Source organism: uncultured Rhodoblastus sp. (assembly GCF_903903185.1).
Classification (GTDB): Bacteria; Pseudomonadota; Alphaproteobacteria; order Rhizobiales; family Beijerinckiaceae; genus Rhodoblastus.
The window spans coordinates 1-18,215 of record NZ_CAIUXT010000078.1; the positions used below are offsets into that span (position 1 = coordinate 1).

General features: G+C 65.6%; 17 protein-coding genes and 1 pseudogene. 6 read left to right on the forward strand and 12 right to left on the reverse strand.

The features are described from left to right. Together QZY01_RS07320 and QZY01_RS07325 are read right to left on the reverse strand one after the other, a co-directional pair. Nucleotides 1-141: pseudogene (locus QZY01_RS07320) on the reverse strand (electron transfer flavoprotein subunit beta/FixA family protein); the annotation flags it as partial. Nucleotides 142-187: 46 nt separating this feature from the next. Further along, nucleotides 188-655, reverse strand: a complete 468-nt coding sequence (locus tag QZY01_RS07325) for a MaoC family dehydratase (protein WP_294535262.1) — start codon at nucleotides 653-655, stop codon at nucleotides 188-190. 581 nt (nucleotides 656-1,236) lie between these two features. Between QZY01_RS07325 and QZY01_RS07330 the strand changes: the two genes are divergently transcribed. Continuing rightward, nucleotides 1,237-1,605, forward strand: coding sequence for a cyclic nucleotide-binding domain-containing protein (locus tag QZY01_RS07330; RefSeq protein WP_294535264.1), 369 nt, complete (start codon nucleotides 1,237-1,239; stop codon nucleotides 1,603-1,605). Between the two features lie 27 nt (nucleotides 1,606-1,632). Here QZY01_RS07330 and QZY01_RS07335 read toward each other — a convergent pair whose 3' ends face one another. Further along, nucleotides 1,633-2,181: a cytochrome b gene (locus QZY01_RS07335; protein ID WP_294535266.1), complete on the reverse strand. Its 549-nt coding sequence runs from the start codon at nucleotides 2,179-2,181 to the stop codon at nucleotides 1,633-1,635. A gap of 123 nt (nucleotides 2,182-2,304) precedes the next feature. On the opposite strand from QZY01_RS07335, the gene QZY01_RS07340 reads away from it, so the two are divergent. Beyond that, nucleotides 2,305-2,919 carry a dienelactone hydrolase family protein gene (locus QZY01_RS07340; protein ID WP_294535268.1) on the forward strand — a complete coding sequence of 205 codons (615 nt, stop codon included), beginning with the start codon at nucleotides 2,305-2,307 and terminating at the stop codon, nucleotides 2,917-2,919. Between the two features lie 527 nt (nucleotides 2,920-3,446). Here the strand turns inward: QZY01_RS07340 and QZY01_RS07345 are convergent. From QZY01_RS07345 to QZY01_RS07355, 3 genes are all read right to left on the reverse strand, one after another. Then, nucleotides 3,447-4,025, reverse strand: a complete 579-nt coding sequence (locus tag QZY01_RS07345) for a hypothetical protein (protein WP_294535270.1) — start codon at nucleotides 4,023-4,025, stop codon at nucleotides 3,447-3,449. Between the two features lie 335 nt (nucleotides 4,026-4,360). Beyond that, the gene (locus tag QZY01_RS07350) at nucleotides 4,361-4,594 is read right to left on the reverse strand and encodes a hypothetical protein (RefSeq protein WP_294535272.1); all 234 of its coding nucleotides are present in this window, start codon (nucleotides 4,592-4,594) and stop codon (nucleotides 4,361-4,363) included. A gap of 225 nt (nucleotides 4,595-4,819) precedes the next feature. Continuing rightward, complete coding sequence (locus tag QZY01_RS07355) at nucleotides 4,820-5,431, reverse strand: hypothetical protein (RefSeq protein ID WP_294535274.1); 612 nt, start codon at nucleotides 5,429-5,431, stop codon at nucleotides 4,820-4,822. 230 nt (nucleotides 5,432-5,661) lie between these two features. Between QZY01_RS07355 and QZY01_RS07360 the strand changes: the two genes are divergently transcribed. The 4 genes from QZY01_RS07360 (at nucleotide 5,662) to QZY01_RS07375 (ending at nucleotide 13,868) form a co-directional block, all read left to right on the forward strand. Beyond that, entirely contained in the window at nucleotides 5,662-7,644 is a 1,983-nt protein-coding gene (locus tag QZY01_RS07360) for an autotransporter assembly complex family protein (RefSeq protein WP_294535276.1), read from the forward strand. Then, nucleotides 7,644-12,047, forward strand: coding sequence for a translocation/assembly module TamB domain-containing protein (locus QZY01_RS07365; RefSeq protein WP_294535278.1), 4,404 nt, complete (start codon nucleotides 7,644-7,646; stop codon nucleotides 12,045-12,047). The genes QZY01_RS07360 and QZY01_RS07365 overlap by 1 nt, the downstream gene beginning before the upstream one ends. A 152-nt stretch (nucleotides 12,048-12,199) precedes the next feature. After that, the gene (locus QZY01_RS07370; protein WP_294535280.1) at nucleotides 12,200-13,012 is read left to right on the forward strand and encodes a uridine kinase; all 813 of its coding nucleotides are present in this window, start codon (nucleotides 12,200-12,202) and stop codon (nucleotides 13,010-13,012) included. Between the two features lie 10 nt (nucleotides 13,013-13,022). Continuing rightward, nucleotides 13,023-13,868, forward strand: coding sequence for a molybdenum storage protein subunit alpha (locus tag QZY01_RS07375; protein WP_294535281.1), 846 nt, complete (start codon nucleotides 13,023-13,025; stop codon nucleotides 13,866-13,868). An 18-nt stretch (nucleotides 13,869-13,886) separates the two neighbouring features. On the opposite strand, the gene QZY01_RS07380 is transcribed toward QZY01_RS07375, so the two are convergent. From QZY01_RS07380 to mdcC, 6 genes are read right to left on the reverse strand one after another with little or no spacing between them, the layout of a single operon-like run. Next, entirely contained in the window at nucleotides 13,887-14,795 is a 909-nt protein-coding gene (locus QZY01_RS07380) for an acyltransferase domain-containing protein (protein WP_294535283.1), read from the reverse strand. After that, nucleotides 14,792-15,643 (reverse strand): triphosphoribosyl-dephospho-CoA synthase MdcB, encoded by an 852-nt coding sequence (mdcB, locus tag QZY01_RS07385; protein WP_294535285.1) that lies wholly within the window; start codon nucleotides 15,641-15,643, stop codon nucleotides 14,792-14,794. Before mdcB ends, QZY01_RS07380 begins: the two co-directional genes overlap by 4 nt. Continuing rightward, nucleotides 15,640-16,326 carry a malonate decarboxylase holo-[acyl-carrier-protein] synthase gene (gene mdcG, locus QZY01_RS07390; RefSeq protein ID WP_294535287.1) on the reverse strand — a complete coding sequence of 229 codons (687 nt, stop codon included), beginning with the start codon at nucleotides 16,324-16,326 and terminating at the stop codon, nucleotides 15,640-15,642. The genes mdcB and mdcG overlap by 4 nt, the downstream gene beginning before the upstream one ends. Continuing rightward, nucleotides 16,313-17,017, reverse strand: coding sequence for a biotin-independent malonate decarboxylase subunit gamma (gene mdcE, locus QZY01_RS07395; RefSeq protein WP_294535289.1), 705 nt, complete (start codon nucleotides 17,015-17,017; stop codon nucleotides 16,313-16,315). Before mdcE ends, mdcG begins: the two co-directional genes overlap by 14 nt. A 1-nt stretch (nucleotide 17,018) precedes the next feature. After that, nucleotides 17,019-17,894, reverse strand: coding sequence for a biotin-independent malonate decarboxylase subunit beta (locus QZY01_RS07400; protein ID WP_294535291.1), 876 nt, complete (start codon nucleotides 17,892-17,894; stop codon nucleotides 17,019-17,021). Beyond that, nucleotides 17,891-18,208 carry a malonate decarboxylase acyl carrier protein gene (gene mdcC, locus QZY01_RS07405; RefSeq protein ID WP_294535293.1) on the reverse strand — a complete coding sequence of 106 codons (318 nt, stop codon included), beginning with the start codon at nucleotides 18,206-18,208 and terminating at the stop codon, nucleotides 17,891-17,893. The genes QZY01_RS07400 and mdcC overlap by 4 nt, the downstream gene beginning before the upstream one ends. Between the last annotated feature and the right edge of the window lie 7 nt (nucleotides 18,209-18,215).

Here is an 18,215-nt window from a genome sequence, read left to right on the forward strand (position 1 = left end):
CAGAGCCTCTTCCACGGCGATTTCGTCGAACGGGTTCATCGACATCTTGACATTGGCCAGTTCGACGCCCGAACCGTCCGTCCTGACCCGGATCTTGACATTGTAATCGACCACCCGTTTCACGGGCACGAGAATTTTCATTTTTTTAGAACTCCATGCCAAGGCGGCGGGAACGCGTTTCGCCGGCTTAAACGCCGGCCGCCGCCAGTTTCTTCTTTTCTTCGCGCTTTTTCGACGAGCCGACCTTGACCCTGGCTTCCCCGGAAATGACGTCCTTGCCGCCGACGCGGCAGATCGTCTCCAATACGACGTGGCCGCGCTCCGCGATGACTTCCTTGACGGTGACCGTGGCGTTGACGGTGTCGCCGGGACGCACGGGCGCGAGGAAGCGCAGTTGCTGCTCCAGATAGATCACGCCGGGACCGGGCAGCTTGTTGGCGATGGTTGCCGAAATCAGGCCGGTGGTCAGAATGCCATGGGCGATGCGGCCGCCGAAAGGCGTGGTCGCGGCATATTCCTCATTGAGGTGCAGCGCGTTGATGTCGCCGGAAATGCCGGCGAACAGTCCAATATCGGATTCCGTGACGGTCTTGCCGAAGGTCGCGGACATGCCCGGTGAAAGATCCTCAATGTCATAGCCGTTCAAATCGTTCATCTTGCTCACTCCCGGTCTATTGTTCTCTGGCGTTCAGCCGGTCTTCGCCTGTCTTGCCGCACCCCGCCTACCGTAAAACCCGGCGCCAACCGGCCCGGAACGAACTCCGGACGCCCTCGCCGCCCTCAGGTCATCGGTGGAAAACGGGCCGGCGCGACTGAGTCCGGCAAGACATACGCCGCGACGCGACGCCTGAAAACCATTTTTCGCGCGAAGGCGTCAAGGCTCCCCGACGTCGGCAAGCGGCGGAGAACCGCCTTGCGCCGACCCTATCATGGCCGCCGCCTGCTGCAAACGGAGGAAGGCGCGTTTCAAAGCGAAGTTTGCCGACGCTGGCCATTGGCCGATTTTCATCGGAATAACCGTCGCGAACGATCCGGCGCCTGTCGGCCCGGCTTGAGCGAAGTTCCAGCCTGGCGGGACGCCGCTTGTTATGACGGTTTGTTGACAGAAGCGACGAAAGCGGCGACGTTTCATCCGAGGGATTCCAAATCGATCCGGCGGAAATCATGCCGGGTGGACCTTGTCCGGGACAGGTCCGGGCGCCATTAAAGGTTGAGGTTTTTTGAGAGGTCGCAAATATGCAACAAGCGGTCGACTTTCGAGAATTTGCCCGCGCGCTCGGCACGGTTGTGCGCTATGGACCCGGCGACATCATCTTTCGCGAGACCGACCCTCCCTCCTGCATGTATATTATCTTGACCGGAAGCGTCGAACTCACCGCGCATGACAAAGTCATCGAAACCTTGAGCGAAAGCAGGGCGATCGGGGTGCTTTCACTGGTGGACGGACAGCCTCGCACCGCCACGGCCCGCGTCACGGAACCGACGGAACTGGCGCTGATGGACGGCAAGAAATTCAGATATATGGTCGAGGAAGTGCCGAACTTCGTCTGGTACGTCATGTCCGAAATGGCGGAACGGCTGCGCGCGACCAACGCCGCGCTGTGAACATGGCGCCCGGCGCGGTCGCGGGTTTCAGCGCCATTTCATCCGCATCAGAATGTCGTCGCGGTCGATGAAATGATGCTTGAGCGCCGCGAGGATGTGGCCGAGGACCATAAGCCCGCAAAACCACGCGGTATAATTGTGAACCAGCCGGGCCGTCGCGACGAGGGCCTTGTCCGGCTCGGTCAGCAGCGGCAGGTGGATGAAACCGGCCAGCAGAATCGGCTTTCCGGCGAAGGAACTCAACAGCCATCCCGAGATCGGCAGCGCGATCAGCGCGACGGCGTAAAGCAGCAGATGGCCGAAATGGGCGAATAGTTGCGTCAGGGGCGACATGGTCGCGGGCAAGGCCGGCGGACTGTGCCCGAACCGCCAGAACAGGCGAAAGACGGTCAGAAAGACGATGGTGCTGGCGACGGATTTATGCAGGAATGTCAGCACAAAATCGGGATTCAGCGCCTTGCCGCCATGCGCCGCCGTGAAGCCGAGCGCCCAGGCGACGATCCACAACAGCGCCATTCCCCAGTGGAAAAACTTCGCAACCGGCGTATAGGCCACGGCGGGCTGAATTTTCGACATGGTTTTGGCGCCCAATATCTGGAGACGACGCCGACTCTATCCCGGTTCCGCCTCGATGGCGGCTGGTCAAAAAGTACAATTCCGCCCGACAATGTCCTGTCCCCCGCCGGCCCCGAGGCGCGCATGAAGCTTTCCCTTGTCATTTTTCTGCATGGCGTCAACGCCGATGGCGCCGACCTCGCCCCGATTGGCGATTTATGGCGCGGCGCCCTGCCCGACGTCGCCTTCGCCGCGCCGGACGCGCCTTTTTCGTCAGGCTATGGCTATCAATGGTTCAGCCTCGACGCGATCACGCCGGAAAACCGGCCCGGCCGCATCGTGGCGGCGCGGGCGCCGTTCGACAAGGTTTTGGCGGATATTTTGACCGCGCACGCACTCGAGGACCATCCCGAATGCGTGGCTTTGGTCGGCTTTTCGCAAGGGTCGATGATGGCGCTCGACGCTCTGGCCTCGGGGCGCTGGCGGTTTGGCGCCATCGTCGCCTTTTCCGGCCGCCTTTCCACGCCGCCGCCGCTGGCGCCGGCATTGACCACGCCGGTCCTGCTCGTCCACGGCGAAGACGATTCGGTGATCCGCAGCGAGGAGAGCCGGACAGCCGCCGTTTTGCTGCGGGATTGCGGCGTCGATGTGGGGCTTCATGTGCTGCCGGGCGTCGATCATTGCATTTCGCCCGAAGGCGCCCGTCTGGCGCGGGACTTTCTCGTGCAAATCGACCGGTCCGGCGACGCTACGGCATGAACGCGGCGCTTGAAGCGCATTCCAGCAAAGCGGAACCTCGGATCGCGTCAAGACCTGCGGGGCCGGGTTGCGAATGCGAAAAAACAACACGCCTTGCCCATCGGGTTATCGTCGACGGCCACTGCATCCGGACTTGGCGGCGTGCCAGGCCGAGACTGACCGATCGACCGCTTTCGGCTGCCTCTGACCTTCCCGATCAGGTCCGCGACCGTCCCGGCGTAAACCGATGGCGGCTATCATGCAGAGCAAAAATCGGCAAATCCAAATCGTCCATTTCGCGCTGAATATCGGGCGATTTTGCCCGATATTCGCGGCGCGCGCCTCGCGTTCCATCGCTTTGTCGGAAACGCCGACTATAGAGGACAGCCGGAGATGTCACCGTTTCGCCCGTTATGAGATGTCATTCCCGGCGCAGGTTTTGGGCGCTTTGCCGGCATGGACGAATGACCGAACCAGACCGAGGGTGGGCAGCGAGTTCAATGACGGCCCCATCCGCAGGAAATGGATGGGTTATTTCCAACGCCGCCTCAGGCGGCGTGAACTGTTTTGTCGCGGCGATAACTGGCGACGCCGAGGCCGCCGAACCCGAGCAGCATGAGCGTCCATGTCGAAGACTCGGGCACGGGGGAACCAATAACAAGCCTGTCCATTCCAGTGGACGTCGCAAGCATATAGGTTCCCGGGTTAAAGGTTGCGTCATAGGGACGTCCGTGGTTCGCGCTCAGGCCGCCGGTGTAAGTGAAGATCGGCGTTCCCGTATCTTCGAAAACGATGTAACCGCCACCGGAGCCGTAAGAGCCCGTTTTGCCGACAAGAATGCCCAGGCCGGTTCCCGCATAGGGCCCCTTGTTCCACCATTCCTTCGTGGTCAAGAGATTAGCCAGGTTCTGGGAATTGGTCGTGGTCAATTTCGAAAAAATCCAGTCGCCCTGACCCGCCGTAAAGACGTTTTCGAGAGTCGAAATCGTGGAGTTCGACTGCCAGGAAATCCCGCTCCCGACATCCTTGCCGGTAATCGTGAAATCGAGAACGGCGGATTGCGCCGCCGAGATCATGGTGAGCGCGGCCACACCGGTAAAAAAGGCAAATTTGCGGAACATTCTCATGGTGCAAGTTCCCAATCCAATAATGCAGAAATTCTTCGACCATCCGTCGCAACAACCGCGCCATCCGGCGAAAATATTGATTGTCCAGAGCATTTGACGGTTATCCGGAATCGGAAAAACGCCCTGACGATCCGCGAAATATCAGATTCTTATCCGAAAAAGTCATTTCATCGGGGAGGTTTTCTAGCTTAAATCATTGAAATTATTGATGGAATTAGCGAGTTGGGGTTATAGCATAATTGCATAATGCAATTCCGCCGCAAATTGGCTTTGCATAATGCAACCGAAATTGACCTGCGCTTTTTTGCAATTCTCCGCCCACGACCGAATTCGGCTCAGGCTTCGAAATCGCGCAGGTTTGGTGAGAACTCGAACGCCTGCTGACCAATCCGGCTTTCTTGGATTTTTCGTCTGTTTTGAGCGTCCGGAAGCCCGACGTTGGCAACAATTTTTTTGGAGTGAGCCTGCTTTCGGCTCAGACGAGGTTTTTTACAATGTTCGCAGCAATTTTGCACCGATCGCTCGGCCAGCCCGATTGGTGGGGTGGGCGGTTCAGAAAACAGGCGCAAGTCTTTGCCAAGGTCCGCAATTTGGCGCCAGGCCGCGCTTGCAGACCGCGCTCGATGCCGCCCACTATCCGCCGATCTCCGCCGTTCCAACGAGCGCAAGCCCCTCGATATGCCGTTGGCTGACCGCTTTAACCGGATAGGCGCGCAAATGGCCCAGATCCCCGATCCGAATCAATCGGATCGGATAAAGGCTCCAGCCGCAATCCGGCGCCACAAGGCCCGGATTCACTGGCCGTCGGCGTGGGCGGGGCGGCGGGTCTTGCGGGCGAGATAGGTGACGATCATGTCTTCGTCCTCGATCCGGACCTCCGGTTGCAGGTGCAGGGCCTTCGACACCGCGTCGCGCGCGCCCGCATCGGCCACGAGTTGGCGGACGAGGCGCATCCGGGCCGGCGGTTCGGCGCCGCTGGACGGCGAAGGGCGGGCGGCGCCGTCCTGGGAAGGGATGCCGACGATTTTCGCGGTCCACAGCACATAGGCGCCGGGGAAATCGCGCCACAGGGCGAGGTCGGGGGCGATCGCCTCCCAATGATCGACATTTTCGCGCAGGATGAACTGATGGAAATCGGCCAGCGCCGCCGTCGCCGCCAGCAGCTCGTGGGCGTCGCGCTTTTTCGAGACGATGTCGAAGGCGTCGGCGCTGCCGGGGTCGCCGGTCACGACCTCGCCCGGCGCGACCAACGACGGAGCCGGCCTGAACTTTTTCCGGAAGGATTTGAGGAAATAGGACGGATCGAGTTTTAAAAAATCGATCAATTCCTGCGCCGAAAAGGATTTCTTCCGCGTGTCGATCAGATGCAGCGGAAACCTGAAGGAGGCGAGCGTTGTCGTCTGCATGACGCGCAATTCCTTGTCTGGCGGGTTTGTCATAAAACACCGGTCCCTTGCAAGACTGGCGCCGCGCGGCCCGTATGGCAAGGCCTCTTCTGCACAACTCCTGCTCCATCCCCGCCGAAATGCCGGGCGCCAAGAAACGGGCGACTTGGCCGCTGGTCTTATGTTAAGGCTTCGATGCAATAATCCGCAAAACTATTGGCTCCATTGGCGCCGATCGCAGAAGTTGGTTGATGGTCCGGTTTCGTGTCGCCTCCGTGATTCTGATTGTGCTGGCGGCGCCGATCTGGGCCGGCCAGGCGCGCGCCGATTGGCTTCGCCCCGATTGGCTGCGCGCCGACTGGCTGTTCGGCCTGTTCGGCGGTTCCGAGCCGGAGCCGAAGCCGCGCCCGGATGCGGCTTCCTACAAGGTCGAAATCGAGGTCGCGAACAAGGATGTGGCGAGCATCCTGCAGGACGCCTCCAATCTCTACCGCCTTCGGCAGGACCCGCCGGAAACCGGCGAAGGCCTCGCCCGCCGCGCCTCCGCCGACCTGCCCCGCCTCGTCGATGCGCTCTGGGCCGAAGGCTATTACGACGCCTCGGCGCGGGCTGTCGTCGCCGGCCAGCCCATCGCCATGGGCGGCGCCGGGCTGGAAGCCGCCGCCAGCGCCGCCGACCGCGACATCGGCCGCCGGGTCGTTCCGGTGCGGCTGGTGGTCGAGACCGGCGTGCAATACAGGATCGGCGAAATCCGCGTCGTCGCGTCGCGCGCGGGCGAGTCGCTCGACGCCGACCTGTTGCGGCCGCATGTGCTGCGGCTGCGGCCTGGCGATCCGGCCCGCGCCAACGCCATTCGCGACATGCAGTCGCGCCTCGTCGACGCCCTGCGCGCGCAATCCTTTCCGCTCGCCAAAATCGCCGAGGCCAAGGCCATCGTGCGCCATCCCGAGTTGCAAGTCGATGTGCTGGTAAGCGTCGATTCCGGCCGGCGCGGCGGCATCGGCCCGGTGACGGTGACCGGAACCCGCAATCTCGACCCCGAAGTCGTGCGCTCGTTCATCTATGTCGAGGAAGGCGATCCCTATTCGCCGCAGAAAATCGCGGCCATGCGCAAGTCCCTGCTGCAACTGGAGGCGATCGGCTCCGTGCGCATTCTCGAAGCCGACCGTTTCGACGCGCAGGGCAACCTGCCGATCACCATCGTGATCGACGAGCGCAAGCAGCATTCGGTCAGCGCCGCCGCGCAATATTCGACGCTCGACGGCCCTTCGCTGCGCGCCGACTGGGTGGACCGCAACATGTTCGGCGGCGGCGAGCGGCTGCGGCTCGGCGCGACGCTCGGCTATTCGTCTGAAAACGGCGGCCAGAACAACAAGGGCGGCTGGTTCCAGCCCGACCGGCTGATCGGACGCGCCAACGCCAATTTCATCAAGCCGGCGCTCTACGGAAGCCGCAACGACTATATCGCCGACGTCACTCTGGCGCGCGAGGTCACCCAGAGCTACAACGCCGAATACGGCAACACCACCCATGTCATCCGCCACCGCTTCGACGAGACTTTTTCGATCCAGGGCGGGCTGGAGCTGGAGCGCGGCGCCTCCAGCGATTATTTCGGCAAGACCAATTATCTGCTGGTCGGCGTCAATGCCGGCCTGCGCTACGACACCACCGACAATGCGCTCGATCCGACCAAGGGTTTTCGCGTGGTGTTCACCGGCGGGGCCTATCCGACCTTTCTCGGCTCCAGCCTCGATCTCTATCAGGGCCTCGTGCTGGCCTCGACCTATTATGCGGTCGACGAGGACAGCAAATATATAATCGCCGGGCGCGTCGGCCTCGGCGCCATGGGCGGAGCGCCGATCCTCGACATTCCCGACAACCGCCGGTTTTTCGCCGGCGGCGGCGGCTCGGTGCGCGGCTACGCCTGGCGCACGCTGGCGCCGCTCGGCGCCAATAACCAGCCGATCGGCGGCGAAAGCCTGTTCGAGGCCTCCATCGAGGCGCGGGTCAAGATCACCGATTCCATCGGCGTTGTCCCCTTCGCCGACGCCGGCACGGCCTTCGCCTCGTCCTTCCCCAATTTCATGCAGGACATGCGCTATTCGGTTGGCCTTGGCCTGCGCTATTATACCGGCTTCGGGCCGATCCGGCTCGACGTCGCGGCGCCTCTGACGCGCGCGCCCGGCACGAATTCGCCGGTGGCGGTCTATATCGGCATAGGGCAGGCATTCTGATGGCGCGCATCACCCGATTTCTGGCCCTTGCGGCGGTGATCCTCGCGGTCCTCCTCGGCGCCGGCTTCGCGGGGCTGGTCTATTACGCCCGCCAGACGGCGCCGACGACGGCGACCGGCGGACAGGCCGGAGCGCCCTCGGCCAAGGGCGAAACCAGCGGCGGCGACGAAAAAGGCGTGCTTGCCGCGATCATCGAGAGGGCCTTGTCCTCGCCCGGCATGCGAGTCAATGTCGGGGCGGTCGATGGCGCGCTGTCATCCGACGCCCTCATTCGCGATGTGACGATCTCCGACGAACAGGGGGTCTGGCTGCGGCTCGACCGGGCGCGGCTGATCTGGAGCCGCTCCGACTTGTTCAGGGGCCAGCTCCTCGTCAACAAGCTCGAAATCGGCCACCTCGAAATCCTGCGCAAACCCGCGCCTTCCGGCTCGGAGCCAACCCCGGAGACGCCGGCGCCGGAAGCCGCGTCCTCAGGCGGCGGGTCAGGTTCGCTGCTGCCGAGCCTGCCGGTCAAGGTCGTCGTCGATGAATTCGCGCTCGCCGACCTGTCGCTCGGCGAGGACGTGGTGGGCGTAGCGGCGCGCCTCAGCGCCACCGGCCACGCCAGTCTTGGCCGCGCCGCCGACGGGCTCGACCTCGCCTTCGACCTGAAAAGGCTCGACGCGCCGGGCGTGATCGATCTGCGCCTCTCCTTCGACCCCAATACCAATGCGCTCAAGATCGGCGCCGCCGCGCATGAGCCGGCGGGCGGCGTGGTCGCCCATGCGGCAAAACTCGACGGCCAGCCGCCGCTCGATTTCGAACTCAACGGCGACGGCACGCTCGACGCGTTTCAGGCCAAACTGGCTTTCGACGCCGGGGCGCTGGCCTCGGTTGCGGGCGGCGCGCGGCTCGACCGGCGCGGGAATGAGCGGGCGCTGTCGCTCGATCTCGCCGGCACGATCGAAAAATTGCTGCCGCCGCTGCTCGGCCCGGTATTTCAAGGCCAGACGACGGTCGGCGGCGCCGCGGCCTTCGGCGACGACGGCGCGTTCGGCCTCGATGGCTTTCACATCGTCGCCCGGCAGGCGCGGCTCGACATCGACGGCAGACTCGGCGCCGATCAGGCGATCGCCGGCCATGTCGATCTGCGCTCGCTCGGTTCGAACGGCCATGGCGCGCGTTCGGGCGACGCGGAGATCGGCGCGCTGGAGCTCAAGATCGACGCCGCCGGCCAATTGCAGGCGCCGAAAATCGACCTGAGCCTGCATGTCGCCGACGCCCGCGCGCCGGCAGGCCGCATTGGCAGGCTCGACGCCAAATTCAACGCCAACCCCAATGGACCCGTCGCCGATCCGGCGACGCGCATTGCGCTTGCCGCCGACGCCAGCGGCGAGGGACTGAGCTTCGCGCAGAAAGGGCTCGCGGAGGCGCTTGGCGGGCGCCTCGATCTGACCTTGCGCGCCAGCGCCGCGCCCGATGGCGAGACCGAGGTCACGCTCGCAAGGCTCAAGTCGGCCAGCGGCGAACTCGGCGCCGCCGGCCTGTTCGGCCCCAATCGGGTCAAGGGAAAAGTCAGTTTCGACCTGCCGGAACTCAAACGCTTTGCCGAACTCGCCGGCGTGGCGCTAAAAGGCGCGGCCAAGGGCGAAGTCGATCTCGCCGGCGACCCGCGCGCGCGCCTCGACGCCAAAATCGATATCGACGCCGACAGGCTGGCGACGGGGATTGAACTCGCCGACGGGTTGATCGGCGGCAAGACCCGGATTTTTGGCGGCGTCGCCAAGCTGCGCGACGGCTACGCCTTTGACGGACTGGCGCTGGCCGCGCGCAATCTGACGGCGCTGCTCGACGGCGAGGCCACCCGCGCCAAGGCCGATGTCCGCTTTTCCGCCGATGCGCCCGATCTGGCGCGCGTAGCGAAGGATCTGGCCGGCAAGGCGCAGGCGCAAGGGCGGCTGACCGGCTCGCTCGTTCATCCCGACGCCGCCTTCACTTTGAACTTTGCCGACGTGCGCTCGATGGGCCGGTCGATCCCGCGTCTGGCGCTCGACATCGTCGCGAAAGATATTGTCGCCGCGCCCGATGCGAAAATCGGCATGGACGGCGTCATTGGCGGCAAGCCGGCTTCCGGCGCGCTGGCGCTGGCCCGCCGCGCCGATGGCGGCTGGGCCTTCAAGTCGGAGGATTTCCGCATCGGCTCGGCGGCGCTCGTCGGCGCGGGGGGCCTCTCGCCGGGCCATCTTCTCGACGGCGCCTTCGATCTCGACGCCGACGATCTCGACGATCTGACGCCGCTGGCCTTGCGGAAGCTCGCCGGGCGGTTGCAGGCCAAAGTCGCTTTCGACGCGGCCGGGGGCAAACAGGCGCTTTCCGCCAAGGTCAAAGCTGCCGGCCTGCGCGCCGCCGGCGCGACGCTCGAAAAGCTCGATATCGACGCCAGCATCGCCGATCTGTTCGGCGCGCTGAAAATCGACGGAAATGCTTCGGTCGAGCGCGCATCTTTCGGCGCGCAGACGATTCCGCGCCTGCGGGCCGTGGCCAAATCCGGCGCCGACGGCAGCGATTTCACCTTGTCCACGGAAGCGCGCGGCATCCAGGTCGAAAGCCGGGGACGGCTTGTCGCCTCGACGCCATTGCGCGTCGATCTCGCCGCATTCGAGGCCAGAGGCAATGGCCAGAGAATCGCTCTGGCCGGACCGGCGCGGCTGGCGTTTCCGCCGCAATCCGTCGAGATCGGCGGACTCGTGCTGGTTTCCGGCGCAGGGCGGCTTTCGGTCGAGGGCAAGGTCGGCGAAAAGCTCGACCTGACCGTTTCGGCCAAGGCCCTGCCGCTGGCGCTCGCCCGCATGGTCGCGCCCGATCTGGCTTTGGGCGGGACGCTCGACGCCTCGGCGAGGCTCGGCGGGTCGGCTTCCGCGCCCACCGGCGACTGGCGCCTCGATGTGTCCAAACTGGCCGCGCCGCAATTGCGGCAAGCGGGCCTGACCTCGCTGGATATTCGCGCCACGGGCCGACTGGAGGGGACCCGCACGACGCTCGACGCCCAGACCACCCTGCCCCGGGGCGGCGCCCTGCGGATCGCGGGAAATGTCCCGCTCGATCCCGAGGGCGCGATGGACCTCGCCGTGCGCGGATCGCTCGACGCGGGACTCGCCAATGTGGCGCTCGCCGACAGCGGTCGCAGCGTCCGTGGCAAGCTCGCTCTCGATCTGCGGGCGCAGGGGTCGTTCAGCAAGCCGCAAGTGTCGGGCACGGCGGCCCTGACCGGCGGCGCCTTCGCCGATCCGCTGGCGGGGATAAAATTCGACCGTATCGACGCGCTTTTGCGCGCGCGAGGGGACCAGGTGACGATCGAGCGTTTCAACGCTTTCACGCGCGGCGACGGGACGGTTGCGCTCGCCGGAAATATCCGCATCGATCCCGCCGACGGCTTCCCGGCCTCGATCCGCATAACTGGCCGCAAGGCGGAACTGGTCTCCAATGATATCGTCACCGCCATCGCCGATCTGGCGCTGGACCTGAGCGGCCCGCTGGCGCAAAGGCCGCGCGTCAACGGCAAGATTTCGTTCCAGTCGATCGACGTCCGCGTGCCCGACCGCATTCCGGCTTCGAGCCGCCCGCTCGCGAACACCGTCCACATCGAGCCGAGCCGCGCGGCGGCGGCGCGGCTGGCGCTGGCGGCGAAGAAAAGCCGGCAGCGCAGGACCGCCCCGCCCCCCTTCAACGCCGATCTCAATGTCGCCATCTCCGCGCCCTCGCGGATTTTCGTGCGCGGACGCGGCATTGACGCCGAACTTGGCGGCGACCTGACGCTGGCCGGCGACCTCGCCCGGCCCGTCGTCAAGGGCGCATTCGCACTGCGGCGCGGCGCCTTTTCCATCGCCGGCAAGAGACTGGATTTCACGCAAGGCAACATCCTGTTCGTCGGCGACGCCATTCCCAATCTCGATTTTCTGGCCCAGACCCAGACCGGCGACGTCACTGCGCAGGTCGCCATTTCCGGCCCGGCGGACCAGCCTTTATTCACCTTCTCCTCGATCCCGGAACTGGCGCAGGACGAGGTGATTTCGCGCCTGCTGTTTTCCAGCGCCTCCGGGAGCCTGACGCCGATCCAGGCGCTGATGCTGGCGCAGACGGTGGCGGAATTGAGCGGCGACGGCGGGCCGGGCGTGCTGGAGAAAATGCGCCGGTCGCTCGGCGTCGATTCGCTTGACGTTCAGCTCGGGCCGGACGGCAGTCCGCGCGTCGGAATGTCGCGCTATATCATGCCCAATGTCAGCGTCGGCGTGCGCACGGGCGCCAAGCCGACCGACAGCGCCGCGACCATGTCGGTGGACGTCACCAAACGCGTGCGCGTCCAGGGCGAGGCCGGCGCCGACGGCAGCGCCACCGCCGGCGTCGCCGTGCAATGGGATTATTGAATTACGGGCAATTCCCCGTTCTCACGATCCTCCGACGCTGCGCCGTCCGGTGAGGAAAAAAACACCTGATATTCCCGGGTTGCGAAGAAAATCCGGACGGTCTATCGCAACAAGCTAACAAGATTTTTCCCGGCACAGACGAAAGGCGCCCAATGGCCAATACGACAGCGGAGCTTGAAGCGCTCCTGATGCAGCGGTCGCTGACCGACGCCCAGCTTCTGAAAGCGGCGGAGGCCTCGGCGGATTTCAGAATTCTGCCGCAGGCGACGGTGCTCAAGATCGGCGGACAGAGCATCATCGACCGTGGCCGCGCCGGTCTTTATCCGCTCCTCGACGAGATCGTCGAAGCCCGCAAGAAGCATCAGCTGCTGATCGGCACCGGCGCCGGCACCCGCGCCCGTCACCTCTATTCGATCGCGGCAGGGCTCAACCTGCCGGCGGGCGTGCTGTCGCAACTCGGCGCCTCGGTTGCCGACCAGAACGCCGCGATGCTCGGCCAGCTTTTGTCGAAATACGGCATTTCGACGGTCAGCGGCGCCGGCATGTCGGCGGTGCCGCTCTATCTCGCCGAGGTCAATGCGGTGATCTTCAGCGGCATGCCGCCTTATGGCCTGTGGACGCGTCCCGCCGCCGAGGGCGTCATCCCGCCCTATCGCACCGACGCCGGATGTTTCCTGCTCGCCGAGCAATTCGGCTGCAAGGCGATGATCTATGTCAAGGACGAGAACGGCCTTTACACCGCCAATCCGAAAACCGCGAAGGACGCCAAATTCATCCCGAAAATCTCGGTGGACGAGATGAAGGCCAAGGGCTTGCAGGACTCGATTCTCGAATTCCCGATGCTCGATCTGCTCAAGGCGGCGCGCCATGTCCACCAGGTGCAGGTCATCAACGGCCTCGTGCCGGGCAACCTGACCCGCGCGCTCGCCGGCGAACACGTCGGCACGATCATCACCGCGAGCTGAAGAGAGCGTCATGACCAAGACTCCCAACACCATCAAGCACGTCGCCTCGCCGCTCGCCCGCCAGACCCTGCTCGACAAGGATCTGACCCGCCCCGTCGCCGGCCGGCGTCCGGTGCGCATCCTGCCCTGGCTTCAGGTCGTCAAGATCGGCGGGCGCTCGATCATGGATCGCGGCCATGAGGCGATCCTGCCGATTGTCGAAGAGATCAGAAAACTGCTGCCCGAGCATCGGCTGCTGATCCTGACCGGCGCCGGCATCCGCGCGCGGCACCTTTATGGCGTCGGCCTCGACCTCGGCCTGCCGGTCGGGTCGCTCGCCCCGCTCGCGGCGAGCGAGGCCGGCCAGAACGGCCATATCCTCGCGTCGCTGCTCGCGCCGGAGGGGGTCTCCTATGTCGAGCACCCGACCATCGCCAGCCAGCTGGCGATCCATCTCTCGGCGGCCCGCGCGGTGGTGGGCAGCGCCTTTCCGCCCTATCACCATCACGAATTCCCGAATTCGCGAATCCCGACCCATCGGGCGGACACGGGCGCCTTCCTGCTCGCCGACGCGCTCGGCGCCGCCGGCCTGACCATCGTCGAGGACGTGGACGGGGTCTATGATAGAGATCCGAACGGCGCCGAGGGCAAGAAGGCCAAGCTGATCGGCGAGACGACCGCCGCCGAACTCGCCAAGAATCTAGCCAAATCCAAGGGCACCTCGCCCTTCGACCCGGCGCTGCTCGAAGTCATGGCGACCGCGCGCCATCTCGAACATGTGCAGATCGTCAATGGCCTGAAAGCCGGACGGCTGACCGCCGCGCTGCGCGGCGAACATGTCGGGACGATCATCCGCACTGGCGCAAGCAAGGCCTGACGCGGCTTTCTCGAAGCCCTATCCAAGTTCGCGCAAAACCCAGTCCCGCGCGCCAACAAGGCTGTTGAATTCGGCGACCGAACGCGCCGGGATGTCTGGCGCCCGGTCCCGCGCCATGCGCGCGAGCCCGGCGCCGGGGCCGAGTTCGAGCAGAACCTTGCAGCCCCTTTCGCGCAAGCCGTCGAGGCAGGCGGCCCAGTCGATGGTTTGCGCCAGTTGCGCGGCGAGGGCCTCGCGCGCCGGCGCGGGCGCGAACACCGGCGCGCCGCTGACGCCCGCCAGCACGGGCGCCGAGGGCTTTCGCCAGACCGCCTGTTCGAGGGCGCGGCGGAATGGTTCGACCGCCGGCCGCATCAGGCTGGTGTGGGAGGGAATGCGGATCGCCAGCGGCGTGGCCTTGGCGCCGCTCGATTGCGCCTCGACGCCGCAGGCCGTGACGGCGTCCGGCGCGCCGCCAACCACGAGGCGGTCGTCGTCGTTGACGATGGCGATTTCGACGCCGTGGCGGGCGCATAGCTTGTCGATTGTCGCGCGGTCGAGGCCGCGCAGGGCCAGCATGGCGCCGCCGCCGGGACATGCCTCGTCCATCAGCACAGCCCTCGCTCGCGCCAACCCGACGACATTGCCCGCGTCGAGCGCGCCCGCGCAACCATAGGCCGCCAATTCGCCGACGCTGTAACCGGCCAGCGCGCGGACCGGCGGCAGTCCGTCGCCAAGGACCGCCCAGACCGCAAGCTGAAAGGCGCAGACCAGCGGCTGCGCAATCGCGTTGACCTGCATCTGTTCCGCCGAGAGCGTGAAAGGATCGCATCCGGTCTCATGCGAAAAGATTTCCCAGACCGGCCTTGCCCTGTTGTCGTCCTTGAGGACGGCGAACATGCCGGGCGTCTGGTCACCCTGGCCGGGGCAAAGAAGGCCGAGGCTCACGGCGACAGCCCGTGGACGAACCAGGCGGCGGCGAGGCAATCGGCGGCGCCGCCGGGGGAGAGATGCAAGGCGACGCAATCACCATGCAGGTCGAGCGCGCGCCGGCGCCAGTCGGGCGCCTCCACGCCGCCGGCTTCGATGAAACGGCGCGCCGCGTTCTGCACGAAGGCGAGCCCTTCCGGCCCTCCGCGATGCAGCAGATTGGTGTCCTGCAAATGCGCCATGATGGCGAACAGGCACTGGATGGCGGCGCGCTCGGCGCAGCCCGTCCGGCGCAACGTCGCGCGCAAAACGGGAACGGCGACGCCGATGAGCGTCGGCAGACCGGCGAGCAGTTCTTCGCGCGCGCCGCGCGCGCCGTGGCGGCGGATCGCGCGCGCGCCATGGGAGTCCGGCGCCTCGCGCGACGCTTGCGCGACGCCCTCCCCCCAAAGATCCAGAATCGTTTGCGCCAGTTTTTCGCCGCGCAGATCGAGCCCGCGCGCCTGCCGCCAGCCGGCGGCGGCGGCCAGAAAGCCGAGACAGAAAATCGCGCCGCGATGGGTGTTGATCCCGCCTGTCGCCGCCAGCATCCGCCGCTCGGCCTCGATCCCCAGACCCTGCAATTCGCCAAATGGCGCGGCGCGCGCGCCGGCCTCGGCGATGGCCGCGAAATAGAAGCGCAGCGCGAGCAGCGAACGCACGAAGGTCGTCAGATTCATGTCGTCATGGGCGCCATTATCGACCGGGCTGACGAGGCCGGGCTTGGGGTGAAGCGCCAGTTCGGCCAGCAGCGCGCGGGTCGCAAGGCGCCCGATCCGGCCCGACGCGCCGCGCAGATCGGGAGGGAAAAAAGTCTGAAGTTTCATGCCGCCCTCGCACGCAGCAGGGCGTCGATATCCTCTATGGGACGCAACGAAACATGATTGGCGCCCTTGACCAGAATTTTTTCCGGGCGCGCGGCGAATTCGCGCCAGGAAATAAAATCGCCGATAAAGTCGCCGTCCGGCAAAACGATCTCGCCATCGAGGCGCGGCGCCGGCCAGCGCAGCTCGAAATCCTGCAGCAAGGCGATCCACGCCGCGCATCGCGCGCTATCTGCCGGCGCGAGCAAAAGGTCGATGTCGGACTCGCGCGTGACATAAATCATCGCCGGGTCGGCGGCGAAAAACTGCCAGGCGAAGGAGCCGAATACGCCCGTGTCGGGCGCGACCCCGGCGAGCGCCGCCGCCAATTCGCGCATGGCGTCGGGCCAGAACGTGGCGCTGCTTTTCACCGCATCGAAAAACAGCGGCGGCGGGCGGCGGCGCGTCACCGCCTCCGCACTCAGGACCAGTCCAACGCGCCGTTTGCCCGGCAAAGCCAGCCCGAGGCGAAGCAGACCGGGCGCATCGTTTTCCCCCCGGCGTGCGACGACGAGCGGCCGGTCTGTTTCAAGCCATTGCGCCAGCGCCTGTTCGTCCGAAGCGGGGATCGGCGCCGCCAGCCATCGGCGCCAGTCGGCTTTCAGAAAAACCCAGTCGTGGCGGCGCAAGGGCTCAAGGCTCCGCATGGCGCACCCGCTCGCTCACCGCGCGCGCCAGCCTGCGCCCGTCGCGCTGCTCGCCCCACTGGCGGCGGCTGTCGGACTCAGTTGGCGCGTCGAGCGCCTCGGCGAGGCGCTGCGCCAGATCGCCTTCCCACAGCGCTTGGATCGCGCCCATTTTGAGATAATTGGCGACGCCGGGCGCGAACACCGGCGAAGACTGGCTCAATTCCTCCAGCCGTTCGAGCGGGATCTTGGTGATCCGCGACATGGCCGGAAGATTCATCACCCGCACCTGCGATTCGGGCAGGGCGTAGCAGTGGTCTGACAGCAGGCTGGACGCGAGAAAGCCGCCGCTGACCGCCTCGGAATAGACGAGGCCGATGATCTTGTGGCCGCGATTGCGCGCAAGCTGGAGGCATTTGGCGAGATGCGCCATATAGCCGTTGATGCCGAGCAATTCGTCGCGCCGGCTCAGCCTTTGGCCCTGGGTGTCGACGAGCAGCAGGATCGGACGGGCGGGATGTTCGCGCACGATTTCGAGCACGTCGGCGGCCATGCGGAAGGCCAGTTCGACGCCGATCGGCGCGGCGTCGACCGAGCCGATTATGGCGACTTTTCCGGACGCGCTTTCACCCGTTCCGTGGAAGAACAGGCCGTCGAAAGCGACGTCGCTGCCGGCGGGAAACAATTTGGCGAGCAGGGTTTTCGCGTCCATGTCAGGCCCTCTTTCCCGCGACCGCCGCGCGAAACGCGTCGGCCTCCAGCAGCGGCAGTTTTTCCGGCGCCGCGATCCCCAGCGCCGACCAGATGTCGAGCGCGTCGCGGCAGGCGCCGAACCGTTCCAGCCGCCCGCCGAGCCGCTCGTGTTCCGCCGTCAGCGCTTCGAGCGAAAGGTCGGGTTTTGTGTCGAGCAGATCGATGGCCGCCTGGCGGAAGGCGGCGGCATCGTCGGCGACCAGCGCGTCGGCCTCGCCGAGCAGATAGCGATGCTTGCCGCCGACCGTGCGCCAGACCAGCGCGCGGTCGCGGGAGTCGAATTCCTCGACGCCGCAGGTGGTCTCGATCACCTCCGGGCCGGAGAGGCCGAGCCGCCCCTCCTCGCTCATCACGATGGCGTCGCACAGGCGCGCGACAATGCCCATGCCTCCGAAACAGCCGAACTGGCCGCCGTCGAGCACGATCACGGGAACCCCGGCGCTGCGCAAGGCCAGCACGGCGCGCATGATTTCGGAGACACCGATCAGCCCGGCATTGGCCTCGTGCAGCCGCACGCCCCCCGATTCGACGAGCAGCAGCACGGCGGCGGGTCTTTCGTCGCGCGCGCGCTCCAACAGGCCGACGAGCTTGGCGCCATGCACCTCGCCGACGGCGCCGCCCATGAACCCGCCTTCCTGCGCCGCCGCCAGAACCGCGCGGCCATCGAGCAGACCCTTGCCGACGATAATGCCGTCGTCGAAAGCGGCGGGCGTGTCGAGTTGCAACAGATGCGGGCTGGCGACGCGCTCGGACGGCGGCAGGAATTCATGGAACGTGCCCGGATCGAGCAGCAGGCGCAGGCGCTCGCGGGCGCTCGCCTCGTAATAGCTGTTCATGACGCGCCTCCCAGAAAGCTTTCGACGGCCTGATCGAGTCGCAGCGACACGACCGCGGGCGTCGCGCCGACGTCATTGATCGAAATGCGCAGGTCGGCGAGTTTGTGGCGGGCGAAGAAATCTTCGAGCACGGCTTTCCAGATGTCGCCGAAACCACGCGCGGCGGTGAGGATTTCGACGACGCAGCGGCCGCCGAGATTTTCCGGTTCGACCAGCACTTCGAGATTTCCCGAGCCGACGACGCCGACGATGGCCGGCCCCTGCGTCGCCTTGACAGGGGCGCCGCCGTCAAATTCATAGATCAGCTTTTCCATGTTCGGC

What these genes read in the sequence shown, in the direction of transcription:
- QZY01_RS07325 (WP_294535262.1), bottom strand. Translation starts at nt 655, where the DNA reads ATGAACGATTTGAACGGCTATGACATTGAGGATCTTTCACCGGGCATG.
- QZY01_RS07330 (WP_294535264.1), top strand. Translation starts at nt 1,237, where the DNA reads ATGCAACAAGCGGTCGACTTTCGAGAATTTGCCCGCGCGCTCGGCACG.
- QZY01_RS07335 (WP_294535266.1), bottom strand. Translation starts at nt 2,181, where the DNA reads ATGTCGAAAATTCAGCCCGCCGTGGCCTATACGCCGGTTGCGAAGTTT.
- QZY01_RS07340 (WP_294535268.1), top strand. Translation starts at nt 2,305, where the DNA reads ATGAAGCTTTCCCTTGTCATTTTTCTGCATGGCGTCAACGCCGATGGC.
- QZY01_RS07345 (WP_294535270.1), bottom strand. Translation starts at nt 4,025, where the DNA reads ATGAGAATGTTCCGCAAATTTGCCTTTTTTACCGGTGTGGCCGCGCTC.
- QZY01_RS07355 (WP_294535274.1), bottom strand. Translation starts at nt 5,431, where the DNA reads ATGCAGACGACAACGCTCGCCTCCTTCAGGTTTCCGCTGCATCTGATC.
- QZY01_RS07360 (WP_294535276.1), top strand. Translation starts at nt 5,662, where the DNA reads ATGGTCCGGTTTCGTGTCGCCTCCGTGATTCTGATTGTGCTGGCGGCG.
- QZY01_RS07365 (WP_294535278.1), top strand. Translation starts at nt 7,644, where the DNA reads ATGGCGCGCATCACCCGATTTCTGGCCCTTGCGGCGGTGATCCTCGCG.
- QZY01_RS07370 (WP_294535280.1), top strand. Translation starts at nt 12,200, where the DNA reads ATGGCCAATACGACAGCGGAGCTTGAAGCGCTCCTGATGCAGCGGTCG.
- QZY01_RS07375 (WP_294535281.1), top strand. Translation starts at nt 13,023, where the DNA reads ATGACCAAGACTCCCAACACCATCAAGCACGTCGCCTCGCCGCTCGCC.
- mdcB (WP_294535285.1), bottom strand. Translation starts at nt 15,643, where the DNA reads ATGAAACTTCAGACTTTTTTCCCTCCCGATCTGCGCGGCGCGTCGGGC.
- mdcG (WP_294535287.1), bottom strand. Translation starts at nt 16,326, where the DNA reads ATGCGGAGCCTTGAGCCCTTGCGCCGCCACGACTGGGTTTTTCTGAAA.
- mdcE (WP_294535289.1), bottom strand. Translation starts at nt 17,017, where the DNA reads ATGGACGCGAAAACCCTGCTCGCCAAATTGTTTCCCGCCGGCAGCGAC.
- QZY01_RS07400 (WP_294535291.1), bottom strand. Translation starts at nt 17,894, where the DNA reads ATGAACAGCTATTACGAGGCGAGCGCCCGCGAGCGCCTGCGCCTGCTG.
- mdcC (WP_294535293.1), bottom strand. Translation starts at nt 18,208, where the DNA reads ATGGAAAAGCTGATCTATGAATTTGACGGCGGCGCCCCTGTCAAGGCG.